The organism is Pseudomonas sp. WAC2, assembly GCF_030403525.1.
GTDB lineage: Bacteria > Pseudomonadota > Gammaproteobacteria > Pseudomonadales > Pseudomonadaceae > Chryseomonas > Chryseomonas luteola.
In genome coordinates this window covers 601,268-614,314 of sequence record NZ_JAUEPD010000001.1, presented here as the reverse complement: position 1 = coordinate 614,314, position 13,047 = coordinate 601,268, and the positions used below count along the sequence as shown (strand labels likewise).

At 58.5% G+C, this 13,047-nt stretch carries 11 protein-coding genes and 1 riboswitch; of the genes, 5 read left to right on the top strand and 6 right to left on the bottom strand.

All coding sequences use genetic code 11. From position 1 onward, the window contains the following. Nucleotides 1-34: 34 nt before the first annotated feature. Entirely contained in the window at nucleotides 35-1,462 is a 1,428-nt protein-coding gene (hldE, locus tag QWJ10_RS02840; protein ID WP_010797069.1) for a bifunctional D-glycero-beta-D-manno-heptose-7-phosphate kinase/D-glycero-beta-D-manno-heptose 1-phosphate adenylyltransferase HldE, read from the top strand. A gap of 15 nt (nucleotides 1,463-1,477) precedes the next feature. Here hldE and QWJ10_RS02835 read toward each other — a convergent pair whose 3' ends face one another. The 4 genes from QWJ10_RS02835 to QWJ10_RS02820 form a co-directional block, all read right to left on the bottom strand. Then, entirely contained in the window at nucleotides 1,478-2,371 is an 894-nt protein-coding gene (locus tag QWJ10_RS02835; protein ID WP_289924206.1) for a metal ABC transporter ATPase, read from the bottom strand. A gap of 41 nt (nucleotides 2,372-2,412) precedes the next feature. Further along, entirely contained in the window at nucleotides 2,413-3,222 is an 810-nt protein-coding gene (locus QWJ10_RS02830) for an aldo/keto reductase (protein ID WP_289924205.1), read from the bottom strand. Then, nucleotides 3,219-4,394 carry an FAD-dependent oxidoreductase gene (locus QWJ10_RS02825; protein WP_289924204.1) on the bottom strand — a complete coding sequence of 392 codons (1,176 nt, stop codon included), beginning with the start codon at nucleotides 4,392-4,394 and terminating at the stop codon, nucleotides 3,219-3,221. Before QWJ10_RS02825 ends, QWJ10_RS02830 begins: the two co-directional genes overlap by 4 nt. Before the next feature lie 66 nt (nucleotides 4,395-4,460). Then, nucleotides 4,461-4,793, bottom strand: coding sequence for an SMR family transporter (locus QWJ10_RS02820; RefSeq protein ID WP_010797073.1), 333 nt, complete (start codon nucleotides 4,791-4,793; stop codon nucleotides 4,461-4,463). 83 nt (nucleotides 4,794-4,876) lie between these two features. Between QWJ10_RS02820 and QWJ10_RS02815 the strand changes: the two genes are divergently transcribed. Then, complete coding sequence (locus tag QWJ10_RS02815; RefSeq protein WP_019364026.1) at nucleotides 4,877-5,761, top strand: LysR family transcriptional regulator; 885 nt, start codon at nucleotides 4,877-4,879, stop codon at nucleotides 5,759-5,761. Nucleotides 5,762-5,830: 69 nt separating this feature from the next. Further along, nucleotides 5,831-7,108 carry a lipid IV(A) 3-deoxy-D-manno-octulosonic acid transferase gene (waaA, locus tag QWJ10_RS02810; RefSeq protein WP_289924203.1) on the top strand — a complete coding sequence of 426 codons (1,278 nt, stop codon included), beginning with the start codon at nucleotides 5,831-5,833 and terminating at the stop codon, nucleotides 7,106-7,108. Here the strand turns inward: waaA and QWJ10_RS02805 are convergent. Further along, nucleotides 7,097-8,557 (bottom strand): TolC family outer membrane protein, encoded by a 1,461-nt coding sequence (locus QWJ10_RS02805; protein WP_289924202.1) that lies wholly within the window; start codon nucleotides 8,555-8,557, stop codon nucleotides 7,097-7,099. The genes waaA and QWJ10_RS02805 overlap by 12 nt on opposite strands. Before the next feature lie 117 nt (nucleotides 8,558-8,674). Next, nucleotides 8,675-8,802, top strand: a riboswitch (TPP riboswitch). An 82-nt stretch (nucleotides 8,803-8,884) separates the two neighbouring features. On the opposite strand from QWJ10_RS02805, the gene thiC reads away from it, so the two are divergent. Next, nucleotides 8,885-10,762 (top strand): phosphomethylpyrimidine synthase ThiC, encoded by a 1,878-nt coding sequence (gene thiC, locus QWJ10_RS02800; protein WP_019364029.1) that lies wholly within the window; start codon nucleotides 8,885-8,887, stop codon nucleotides 10,760-10,762. Nucleotides 10,763-10,872: 110 nt separating this feature from the next. Further along, nucleotides 10,873-12,147: a putative hydroxymethylpyrimidine transporter CytX gene (cytX, locus tag QWJ10_RS02795; RefSeq protein WP_289924537.1), complete on the top strand. Its 1,275-nt coding sequence runs from the start codon at nucleotides 10,873-10,875 to the stop codon at nucleotides 12,145-12,147. A 41-nt stretch (nucleotides 12,148-12,188) separates the two neighbouring features. On the opposite strand, the gene QWJ10_RS02790 is transcribed toward cytX, so the two are convergent. Further along, a complete protein-coding gene (locus QWJ10_RS02790) occupies nucleotides 12,189-12,938 on the bottom strand; it encodes an RsiV family protein (RefSeq protein WP_289924201.1) in 750 nt (249 codons plus the stop codon). Between the last annotated feature and the right edge of the window lie 109 nt (nucleotides 12,939-13,047).

The window sequence follows — 13,047 nt, the reverse complement described above, 5'->3', positions numbered from 1 at the left end:
TTATCGCCGCCGTTTTGACGTTTGGAGTCTTTCCATGAAGCTGACCATGCCCCGTTTTGATCAAGCCCCCGTGCTCGTGGTCGGCGATGTCATGCTCGATCGTTATTGGCATGGTGCAACGTCGCGAATCTCGCCCGAGGCGCCTGTGCCTGTCGTACGGGTTGATCAGAATGAAGATCGCCCCGGTGGTGCTGCCAACGTGGCGCTCAATATTGCTGCCTTGGGGGCACCGGCTTATCTGGTCGGTGTAACAGGCCAGGACGAGGCCGCCGACGCCTTGGCTGACAGTCTGAAGGCCGCCAAGGTCGAGGCGCGTTTTCAGCGTATCGCCGGACAGCCGACCATCGTCAAGCTGCGGATCATGAGCCGTCACCAGCAACTACTGCGTGTCGATTTTGAAGAATCATTCAAGACCGATACCCAAGCGTTGGCAGCAGATACGCGCTCCATGCTGGCAGGTGTAAAGGTGCTGGTCCTTTCCGACTACGGCAAAGGTGCGCTCAGAAACCATCAGGACCTGATCCAGCTGGCCCGTGCTCGTAACATTCCGGTACTGGCAGATCCCAAGGGCAAGGATTTTTCGATCTACCGGGGCGCCAGCCTGATTACGCCCAACCTGAGCGAATTCGAGGCGATTGTAGGACCTTGCACCGACGAAGCTGACCTGGTCGCCAAAGGCTGCAAACTGATCGCTGACCTGGAGCTGGGTGCACTGCTGGTAACCCGTGGCGAAAACGGGATGACGCTGCTGCGGCCTGACCAGCAGCCGTTCCACCTGCCTGCTCGTGCACGGGAGGTCTTCGACGTAACCGGCGCGGGCGATACCGTTATTTCGACCCTGGCGGCCGCGCTGGCTGCGGGCGAGGAGCTGCACAATGCGGTCGCTCTGGCGAACCTTGCTGCAGGTATTGTAGTGGGCAAGCTGGGCACTGCTGCAATCAGCGCTCCGGAGCTTCGCCGTGCGGTGCAGCGAGAGGAAGGCTCGGAGCGAGGGGTATTGGCTCTGGAGCAGTTGCAGGTTGCTATTGAGGATGCACGTGCCCACGGCGAGAAGATCGTTTTCACCAACGGCTGCTTCGATATCCTCCATGCTGGTCATGTAGCTTATCTTGAGCAGGCACGTGCATTGGGCGATCGCCTGATTGTAGCGGTGAACGATGACGCATCCGTAACCCGCCTGAAGGGGCCGGGCCGGCCTATCAATACTGTCGATCGTCGAATGGCGGTGTTGGCCGGCTTGGGCGCGGTGGATTGGGTCATTCCTTTCAGCGAAAGCACACCCGAGGAGCTGCTCAAGCAGGTAAAGCCCGATGTACTGGTAAAGGGCGGAGATTACAAGAGCGTCGATGAGGTAGTAGGAGCACCCCTGGTTCAAGCCTATGGTGGTGAAGTAAAGGTATTGGGCGTCGTCGAAAATAGTTCAACCACCGCGATTGTCGAGCGAATTCGCGGAAGCTCCTGATACAAACGGCGTCCGTCAGGACGCCTTCTCCTTGACTGTGCCCAGGCGGCTCAGCCAATCCTGCCAGCGTACCCGTTCTTCATGCACGAGCCAGCCGCGCTGTTCGGCAAAGCTTTCCGAGAGCCATAGGCCTCGGGTGCTTACAGGCTGGCGTTGCCCCTCATGCAAGGTAAACAGCTCGCCGGTAGGGCGACCCTGATCCACTGCCAGCAGATAAATATCCGGGCGGCGCCTGTCCAGGCGTGCGATGAGTTGTCCATCCTCTACCTTGTCATCCACATGGAAAAGACTAGGCGTGCGGATATCCTTGGGTAGTTCCATCTGCATGTCATAGACTAACTGCAGCGATGCGGTAGGCGTGTGCACGTAAGCGCGTGGCCGCTCGATCAGCGCCAGACTGCCGCATTGGACAGGACGTGCGGCCCCGGTACGAGGGGTGAGGGTGAAATGGCCGTTTTCCCGGTACTTCAATGCTCCCTCGTAAGGCGTAGGCAACCAGGTTTCGGTAAAACGGCCCTGTAGCCAGCCGTCGGGGGTTTCAAATAGGCATTCTTCAGCCACCTCTTGAACGGCCGTAAGCAGTGGAAGGTTAAGCTCATGGGCAGGAACGTAACCGGATATCAGTTTCAGCACGGTATCGCCACGATCGATCCGCTTCTGACGGACCAGCAGCCAATGGTCATGCCCTTGCCAGTTCAGCGTGATCCTGACCGAAACGCCCAAGTTTGCCAGCTCAAGTGAAAAGCGTTGTTCATCTTCGACGGCAATCGGACGGCGGCGCTCCAGCACCTCGTTGAAACTCAAGGGTTGGCCCAAGGCCTGGTAAACCAGCTTTTCCGGGCTGCCTTCAACCAGCAGCGGCAGGGTCTTGAATGCCTTGGGGTTCTGACGCGCAATGAGTTGAGGCATGGCAGACTCCTGAAATTGTTATCATGGATGCCCCGTGCGCGTTAACGTCTGGACTCGATCACGCTAGCAGCGACACGGACATTATGCGACAGGTGCAACGGATTGATGGTTCCGATGATAGCGCTGGCCACTCCTGGATGACCGAGTACCAGTTCAAAACTGGCCTGGACGGGGTCCACGCCACTCCCAAGACAGACATGTCCGCTGGCCAGCGCCTTTTTGATGAGAATCGCCTTGCCAATAGCGGTCGCATGGTCGATGACCGGCCGCTCGCTCTGCTCGTTGAGGTTGTACGTCACCATGGCGCAATCGCCTTTGTCGAGCGCCAGCAGGCCACCCTCTACTGTCTTGCCGGAAAGGCCGAAAGCGCGAATGGAGCCCTCGCGCTTGAGCGTCTCCAGGGTCGCGTAGACATCTGAGTGTTCCAGAATATCGAGATCGTGTCCGTTGGAGTGTACGAGTACCAAGTCAATGCAGTCGGTCCCCAGTCGCTTCAGGCTGCGCTCGACGGAAAATCGAGTGTGCTGGGCGCTGAAGTCGTGCCGCGACTGGCCAGACTCGAACTCTTCGCCCACTTTGCTGACAATAATCCAACTGTCGCGCTGACCTTTGAGCAGCTTGCCCAGGCGCTCCTCGCTATGGCCATAGGCGGGTGCGGTATCGATAAGGTTGATACCCAGCTCATGGGCAAGGGCCAGCAGGTCAGCAGCTTCACGGTCATCAGGAATCGTAAAGCCATTGGGATATTTCACACCCAGATCACGGCCCAGCTTCACGGTACCAAGCCCCAGTGGTGAAACTATGAGTCCGGTCGCGCCCAGGGGGCGGTAGTAATCGTGCAAGGTTTTCATGGCAACAGCGTCTCCCAAACTGGGATACCCATCGGTGGCATAGGGTGCGGAGGAAGGGCGGGGTGCGTACCGGGGCGAATACCTTCTCGCTCAAGGACCGCAAAGACTCGATCAGAAAAATCGGGCGCCAGGGCCAGTTTGGTTGGCCAGCCGACCAGCAGATGGCCGTGTTCCGCCACAAAGGCATTATCTGGACGGGCCATGCTGGATTGCGCCGGCTCTGCACGGTCTACCCGCAAGGTGGCCCACCGCGCTTGGGAGAGGTCTATCCAGGGCAACAGCTTTTCCAGCTCATGACGAGCCACTGCAATCTGCTCGTCTTCTGACCGCGCTACACCTTCGGCTTCAGCCAGTTCACCTCCCAAGTACCAGACCCATTGCCCGTCAGCTGAGGGATGTGTGGTCACTGTAATACGGGGCTTCGAACCGACGCCCAGGCAGTGGGCATAAAGTGGTTTGAGTGTAGGCGCCTTGACCAGCACCATATGCAATGGGCGGCGCTGCATGGCCGGTTGCTCAAGGCCCAGGTCACGTAGCAGGGCTTCGGTGCCTCCGCCTGAGCTCAGTACTACTCGCTGAGCGCGGATAGGCTGGCCGTCCACGATCAGCCCCACCAGTTGCCCATCCTCAAGGATGGGGTCAAGGCGTTGTCCTTTCATCACGCTGTCACCTGCCAGCTCTGCCAGACGCGCAATGAGGCTCGGCACATCCAGTACCAGCTCTGCCAAGCGATAGGCCCTGCCCTTGAAGGCACGATCCTGCAGGGCAGGAGGCAGGTCCGATCCTTTGACAGGCTCGACTCGACCGCGTACGGCCTTGCTTGCAAAAAAGCTGGTGAGGTTGCCGGCGAGCGTGCCGGGAGACCAGAGATAATGTGCTTCCGAAAGGATGCGGACACCCTGCAGATCCAGCTCGCCCGTCCCGGCCAGGCTGTCGCGCCAGCGGCGAGGCATTTCGGCAATGGCCTCCGAGGCACCTGTCAGCGCGCCGTGCAAGGCATATTTGGCGCCGCCATGGATAATGCCCTGGGACTTCATGCTTTGCCCGCCCCCCAGGGTGCCCGACTCGATCAAGGTTGTGGCAAAACCCGCTCGGCGTAGACGGGCGTTCAGCCACAGGCCGGCAATGCCTCCGCCGACAATCAGAATATCGGTGCTCAGTGCTGGGCTCATGTGCAGGACTCTTTCAAAAACAGGCGTGCAGTATAACGTGAGGCGATTGCAGACGTAGGTCTCAGGTCAATGTCCTGTACTCTTTGAAAACAGTTGAATGACGATAACGCCCAGGATGATAAGGCTCATGCCCAGTATGGCGGCCAGATCAAGTGTCTGCTTGTAGATGACGGCAGCCGCTATGCTGACCAACACGATTCCCATGCCTGACCAGATGGCATAGGCAATACCGACCGGAATAATCTTGACTACCTGAGAAAGAAGCCCAATGGCAACGGCGTAGCCAACGATAACCAGTACCAGCGGGAGCGGTTTGTTGAAGCCATCCAAAGCCTTCATTGCGGTTGTCGCAACGATTTCAGCCGCGATGGCAATAGCCAGATAAATGTAGCCGATCATAAGAAGCATCCTGATTGAAAACGCCAGTCTAGTTTTTCTTGTGATGGGATAAAGTGATTACCTATCTGTAATGGAGATAGGTTATGCAGTGGAGCCTTGATCAGGTTCGTCTGTTTGTGAGTGTGGCCGAGACGTGTTCGTTCTCTGCAGCGGCTCGTCGGTTGGGGCGCGCCCAGTCAGCTATCAGTAGCTCAATTGCCTTGCTGGAAGCAGACCTTGGCGTCCTGCTGTTCGAGCGCAGTAGCGGACGACAGCCTCGCCTGACCGAGTCGGGACGGGCGCTGCTTGATGAGGCGCGGGAAATTCTGAGGCATTGTGAACGCCTCGAAAGTCGGGCGCTGGGGCTGACACAGGGCGAGGAAACTCGCTTGCGCTTGGCTCATGATGAAGCGATGCCGTATCAGCCTATCGTCAATAGCCTTGAGACCCTGGCAGCGACCTATCCTTTTCTAGATGTACAGCTTGCCAGTGGTGCCCAGGGTGAGGTTGCGCGAAAGCTGCTTGATCGCCGAGCTGACCTTGGACTCATGTTCCATCACGAGCACATGCCCGATGCCCTGGAGCGCAGGCGGCTTAGTCTGGTGGAGATGGTTACGGTGTGTGGGGCAGGTCATCCCTTAGCTCACTATGCTCGCATCACGCGTCAGCAATTAGCTCAGCACCGGCAGATTCTCATTGCGCCTTATCAGAGCGGTTACCCGGGCGGCGAGCCGATCAGTCCACACGTCTGGCGAGCCGACAGTTTCTATGTGACAGCAGAACTGGTCATGCGTGACATTGGTTGGGCCTGGCTGCCTCGTCATGTGGCCCGCTATCCTACTTACTTGAATCACCTGGTGGAGCTGGCCAGTGACTGGACGCCACCTCCGCTGGTAGTTGAGCTGGTCTGGCGGCGTGACGAGCCCCAGGGGCCTGCGGCGCGCTGGTTGGGTGAGCACTTTGCCGAGCAGCTGCAAGCCATTGGTTAAGGCCGTCCTAGGATCAACAGAGGGCTTTGCCATCGCCTTTCCATGCAAAGCGGGCTAAGCTCCGCCGCCATGAACAGAATTCTCTATAGCCTGCTTTTCTATATTGCCCTTCCTTTCATTGCCGTGCGCTTAGTGCTCCGCTCGCGCAAGGCGCCGCTCTATCGTCAGCGCATGGGGGAGCGGTTTTCCCTTGGCCTTCCGCCCATGCGTCCTGGTGGTCTTTGGATACATGCGGTTTCAGTGGGAGAAAGTATTGCTGCTGCGCCAATGGTACGGGCTCTGATCGAACGGCACCCCGATTTGCCCGTCACGGTAACTTGTATGACGCCTACCGGTTCAGAGCGAATTCGGGCGCTGTTTGGTGACCAGGTCCAGCATTGTTATCTACCTTATGATGTGCCCTGCGCAGTCGCACGGTTTCTGGATCATGTACGACCGACGCTAGCTGTCATTATGGAGACCGAGCTCTGGCCCAACTATATCCATCAGTGCTCCCGTCGAGGGATTCCGGTAGCACTGGCCAATGCCCGCCTGTCTGCACGATCGGCAAAAGGATATGGTCGTCTGGAGGGTGTCACGCGCCCCATGCTGTCATCCATGGACTGGATCGCGGTCCAGACACCGGCGGAGGCCGAGCGGTTTACCTCGCTTGGGGCCCGGCCTGAGTGTGTCACTGTGACAGGATCCATCAAATTCGACCTGAGTATCGATCCGGCGCTGATTAGTCGTGCAGAGGTGTTGCGAGAAGCCTGGGGACATCGCCCTGTCTGGATTGCAGCCAGTACCCATGCCGGCGAGGACGAGATTCTTCTGGCGGCCCATACGCGGTTACGCCAGCACTTACCTGACGCGCTGATGATACTGGTGCCGCGTCATCCTGAGCGTTTCGATGATGTTTACAAGCATTGTCAGCAAAGCCAGTTGAGCACTGCGCGCCGCTCGAAGGACGAGCCGGTTGCTCACGACACGACCGTTTACCTAGGCGATACGATGGGCGAGTTGCTCTTCTTATATGCCGCAGCGGATGTCGCTTTTGTAGGAGGTAGCCTGATCGAGCGGGGCGGGCATAATCTTCTGGAGCCGGCAGCCCTGGGTAAGCCGGTTCTTTCCGGACCGCATGTATTTAACTTTCTGGACATCGCGGCGCAACTGCGCGATGCGCAGGCCTTGCGTGATGTAAGGAGCGCCGAGGATATTGCTGAGGCGCTCCAGCTGCTGCTGATGGATGAGCATGTAGCCGACCAGATGCGGCAGGGCGGACTGGCTGTACTCAAAGCCAACCAGGGCGCCTTGCAGCGACTGCTGGATGGGCTGGATCGGTTGATCAGGCATTCGTCAGGGTCTTAACGAGGGCCGCTGCGTCATACTGATGGGTTTGGCCAGATCCGGAGGCAGGAAGTCACGGTCCGGGTCGTAGTCAGGTTTCAAATAGCGCGATAGCTCAAGCAGGTCGTTCGGGCTCAGAATGCCGGCTGACTGCTTCAGGCGCAGGTTATCCAGGATATAGTCATAGCGAGCATTGTTGTATTCACGAACGGCGTTATAGAGCTGGCGCTGTATGTCGAGTACATCGACAATGCTGCGTGTACCCACCTGATAGGCGATCTGGGTAGCCTCCAAGGCGCGTTGACTGGACGCAATGTTTTGCTTGCGTGCAGCAATCTGCTCAACATCGGTGTTAATGGCGCGATGGTAGTTGCGTGTATTTTGTACCACCTCACGGCGCATGCTCTCGCGCTGCTGCTCGCTCTGGTCCAGCCGCTGATAGGCTTCGCGTACTTGGGAGCTGGTCAGCCCGCCGGTATAAAGGGGAACATTGACCTGCACGCCCACGCTGCGCTGGCTGACGGGGCTGTCGAAAATATCGACACCCGGATTGGGCAGGTTGAAAGCGTCATTGTCGCCGCGCTGGTAGCGTGCCACCGCATCCACGGTGGGTAGGTGTCCGGCCTTGCGCTGGCGCAAGGTTTCCTGCGCCGTGTCTACGGCTGAGTTGGAGGCCAGCAGCTGGAGGTTCTGCGCCACGGCGCGATCGACCCAGGCCTTGGCATCGTTGGGCATGGGTGGCAGGATCGGCAGATCGTGGCGAATGCCTTCGAGCGCGTTGTACTCCCGGTTGGTCAGACGGACCAGCCCCTGAAAGGCATCCTGGACATTACGCGAAGCCAGAGAACTGTTGGCCTTGGCTGTGTCATAACTGGCCTGGGCCTGGAGTACATCCGTCTCATCAGTCAGGCCAACCTTGAAGCGTTCGCGAGTCTGGTCGAGCTGGCGGAAGAGCGCGGCCTCCTCGGCTCGGGCAGTAGCCAGGGCATCTTGGGCGCGCAAGGCGCTGAAGTAGCCTTCTGCTGTTTGCAGGATCAGGTTCTGCTGGGCGGCTGAAAACTGGTACTCGGCCTGTTCCGTACCGGCCTTGGCTGCCTGGAGTTGAAACCAACGATCTGCCCGGAACAGCGGCTGGCTGAGGTTGGCCTGGATCATCTGACTGCTGCGATCACTCTTATATCGCCCCTCCGCAATCCCTAAGGTGTCGTTCTGTTTCAGCCCCAGACTCATATGGGTGTCATTGACTTGAGCGCCCAAGCTGAGCTGCGGCAGCAGGCCTGCGCGGGCTTGCGGAATGGCCTCGCGCTGCGCTGCAAGACCTGCCTGCTCGGCCGCCAGATCGGAGTTGTTGCTGAGGGCTTCCTGGTAAACCGCGACCAGTCCGTTCTGTGTGGTAGCCGGCTCTACTGACTGAGCCATGACCAGGCTGCAGGCACAGCTCAGGGTTGAAAAGAGAACGATACGCAGCATGTGAGGTCCTGGCATAGCTTTCCATGTTGTAGGGCGAGTGTAGCCGTATCGGCCATACGAGAGAAAATATGCTGTGAAGTTTCCTAGCGGGTAACGCATTCTATGTTTACACTGCAGACGTTCTTGTCGGGGTGCGTCATACGAAGCGCTGAGATCGGGTAGTCCCGGATCCCGTTGAACCTGATCGGGCTAGACTCGTCGCGTGCGACGTGCCAACCCGCGTAGGGAACAAGAGGTCTGTTCGCTCGAACAGACCACCTTGCAGGCATCCGCCTGTTCCTGAGTATCAGGTTCTTCCCCGGCACCGTGCCTACCAGGAGAGCCTCGATGAACAAGCAGAACAACGTCACCGATTTCACCCAGGTCGATCGCCAGTCCACCCAGCCGTTTCCCAATTCCCGAAAGGTCTACCTGACCGGCTCCCGGCCGGATATCCGCGTGCCGGTTCGTGAGATCCGTCTGGCTGACACGCCAACCGCGTTCGGCGGCGAGAAGAATGCGCCAGTATTTGTCTACGACACATCAGGCCCATATACAGACCCGAATGTACGCATCGATCTACGCAAGGGACTGCCGGATGTTCGCTCGCGCTGGATCGATGAGCGTGGTGATACCGAGATTCTACCGGGGCTTTCCTCCGAGTTCGGGCGTGCTCGCCTGGATGACCCTGCGCTTGACGCCCTGCGGTTCGCCCATGTTCGGACCCCGCGTCGGGCCAAGGCAGGGCACAACGTCAGTCAGATGCATTACGCCAGGAAAGGCATCATCACGCCGGAAATGGAATACATTGCCATTCGCGAGAACATGAAGCTTCAGGAGGCTCGGGAGGCGGGTCTTTTGACGCAGCAACATGGCGGGCAAAGCTTTGGTGCTGCCATCCCGAAAGAAATTACCGCAGAGTTCGTCCGGGACGAAGTGGCCCGTGGCCGCGCCATCATCCCTGCAAACATCAACCATATTGAACTGGAGCCGATGATCATCGGCCGCAACTTCCTGGTGAAGATCAACGGCAATATCGGTAACAGTGCGCTGGGGTCTTCAATCGAGGAAGAGGTGGAAAAACTGACCTGGGGCATCCGCTGGGGCGCTGATACGGTGATGGACCTGTCTACCGGTAAGCATATTCACGAGACGCGTGAGTGGATCCTGCGTAACAGTCCGGTCCCGATCGGGACGGTTCCGATCTATCAGGCGCTGGAAAAGGTCGGTGGTGTAGCTGAGGACCTGACTTGGGAGATCTTCCGCGACACGCTTATCGAGCAGGCCGAACAGGGAGTGGACTACTTCACCATTCACGCGGGGGTACTGTTGCGCTACGTGCCGCTGACGGCCAAGCGCGTGACCGGTATCGTTTCGCGCGGCGGTTCAATCATGGCCAAGTGGTGTCTGGCGCATCACCAGGAGAACTTCCTGTATACGCATTTCGAAGAAATCTGCGAAATCATGAAGGCCTATGACGTCAGCTTCTCCCTGGGGGATGGCCTGCGGCCGGGCTCTATAGCGGATGCCAATGATGCCGCCCAGTTTGGTGAGCTGGAGACGTTGGGTGAGCTGACCAAGCTGGCCTGGAAGCATGACGTCCAGTGCATGATCGAAGGTCCGGGCCATGTGCCGATGCAGCTGATCAAGGAAAACATGGACAAGCAGCTCGAATGCTGCGACGAGGCGCCGTTCTACACGCTTGGCCCCCTGACCACGGACATCGCCCCCGGCTATGACCACATTACCTCTGGTATCGGCGCCGCCATGATCGGTTGGTTCGGCTGTGCCATGCTGTGCTATGTCACGCCTAAGGAACACCTGGGCTTGCCCAACAAGGACGATGTCAAAACCGGCATCATCACTTATAAGATCGCTGCCCACGCCGCTGACCTCGCCAAGGGTCATCCTGGCGCCCAGATCCGCGATAACGCGCTAAGTAAGGCACGCTTCGAGTTTCGCTGGGAAGATCAGTTCAACCTGGGCCTGGACCCGGACACAGCGCGTGCTTTCCACGACGAGACCCTGCCCAAGGACTCTGCCAAGGTGGCGCACTTCTGCTCGATGTGCGGGCCCAAGTTCTGCTCCATGAAGATCACTCAGGAAGTGCGTGATTACGCCAAGGAGAATGGATTGACCGATGAGCAAAGAGCCATCGAAGCCGGGTTTCAGGAGCAGGCAGCACGGTTCAAGGAAGAGGGCAGTGTGATTTACAAGCAGGTTTAACGCGCGGGTTGTTGTGTAGTGCTAAGCCGCGGCCCTGGGCGCGGCTTCTTGTTATGTTCCGGGCGACTCAGAAAACGCGCCTGTCCCGTTGATTACCCGAGATATCGTTTATTGTGAGTACGACCAGCACCTATTCACCCGACATCGTGGTGCCTGACGCACGCCGTGTATTAGGCGGACGTGATTTCTTTTCCCTGTGGTTTTCGCTCAGCGTCGGGCTCATGGTGGTTCAGACCGGGGCGCTTCTGGCTCCCGGACTTGGCCTTGCCCAGGGCTGGCTTACGATTCTATGTGGGTCGGTTGCCGGCTCACTGCTCCTGGCCGTTGTTGGGACCATCGGGAGCCGCACCGGCCTTTCAGCCATGTCGGCGCTCAAGCTGAACCTTGGACGTTACGGTGCGGTAGTTCCTGCCGTACTGAACATCTTGCAGCTGGTAGGATGGGGCAGCTTCGAGCTGGTGGTTATGAGAGATGCAGCCCTTCTGCTAACGGACCGTTACCTGGGGGCGGGTGGCTGGCTAGCCAATCCGGTCCTCTGGACGCTGACATTCGGCGTACTGGTTACGATTCTGGCGGTCGCCGGTCCGCTTACCTTCGTTCGCCGCATTCTGCGTCGCTGGGGTATTTGGCTGCTCCTGGCCGCCTGCATTTGGCTGACCTGGAATTTTTTCTCCAAGGCAGATCTGGCTGCGCTGTGGGCGCGTCCTGGTGATGGATCGCTGAATTTTGCAGCCGGATTCGATATTGCTATCGCCATGCCGCTGTCCTGGTTACCACTGATTGCCGACTATGCTCGGTTTGGCCGCGGGCAGGCCGGCGTGTTTGGCGGCACGGCCATCGGTTACTGCCTGGGCAACTTCTGGCTGATGGGACTGGGCGTGGCCTATACCCTGGCTTTCGCCGATGCAAGCCAGACCAATGCTCTGTTACTGGCCTTGGCGGGCGCAGGCGTAGGCATACCCCTGCTGCTGATCCTGCTGGATGAGTCGGAAAATACATTTGCAGCCATTCATTCAGCTGCCGTGTCTTCCGGCATTTTGGTCCGGCTCAAGGTCGAGCATCTGTCACTGGCTTTCGGCGTGCTGTGTACACTCATCGCGTGGCAGGTTGCCCTGGCTGAATACGAGCACTTTCTACTGCTCATCGGGTCGGTATTCGCCCCACTTTTTGGCGTGGTACTGGTCGACCATTTTATCCTTCGTACCCAGCACGCCGATCATGTAGCCATGACGACGCTGCGCTGGGACACCCTCATCGCCTGGGGCTGCGGTGTAGCGATCTATCATCTGCTTGCTGCTTTCTGGCCCGTACTGGGGGCAACCCTGCCGGCGCTGATCCTGGCGGGTCTACTTCAGTTGGTGCTGGGGAGACTGATTGCACGGTAGGAGTCGGTAGCCTGGCGATTCGCATCGCCAGGCTAGCAGGCTTACAGCGCGCGGCGGCCTGGAAAGTATTCAGGGCGCACGATGCCGTTCAGCTTGGGATAGGGAATCTTGATAAGCGGATGGCCCATGGAGTAGGGCGCAATGCTGGTGACATCATACTTCAGCGTGACGGCACCGAAATCCAGTGCAATGTTGGATGTCTTGACGAAGGGCCATTCTTTCTCGAAGGCACCGTCGTCCTTGAGTCCGTTGGCTATCAGCCATGCCTGGTGGGCGGTTTTGGCTACATCCCAGAAAGCCTGTTCCTGTCCTGGCACCAGGATGTCCTGAAGCCTCAGGACTTTCTTTTGCTGACGATCATAATTGATGATGCTGCGGCCCGGCTGGCCGTGGGCACCGCCTGTGTCCAGATAGGATGACAGCTCGACAATCACCAGCCCGTCATGCTGCTCGCGTATGTTGGCCTGCAGGTAACTGCTCCAGCGCGGCTGCGCATTGCGCAGGAAGTCCTGCTCGTAAGCGTCCAGCGACTGTGCTACCGGGGCTCCCGGTTCCGGTCGGGTTTCCTCAAGCAAGGCTTGCTCGATGATCGCATTAAGGTGTTCATCGTCGAACTTCAGCGTATCGACATTGACGAAGGGGCAGTCAGCATTGGCGCAGCCCGCCGGACGGTGCTCCCACGCCACACGCTTGGGCTTGAGCGGTTCGTTCAGGTCAGGCTTGAAAAAGCTTTGGCAGGCACTCAATAAAACGGCCGTGCTGGCGATAACGAGTAGTTTGGACAGTCGCATGGGGCTCCTTGGTAGGTAGAGGGGCTGTGCTCAGGATGTGCTTCGAGTGCATCCGGTGCAATGAGTTCGGCATCAAACCGTTCAGTCATCCGCATATCTTCCTGTCTTC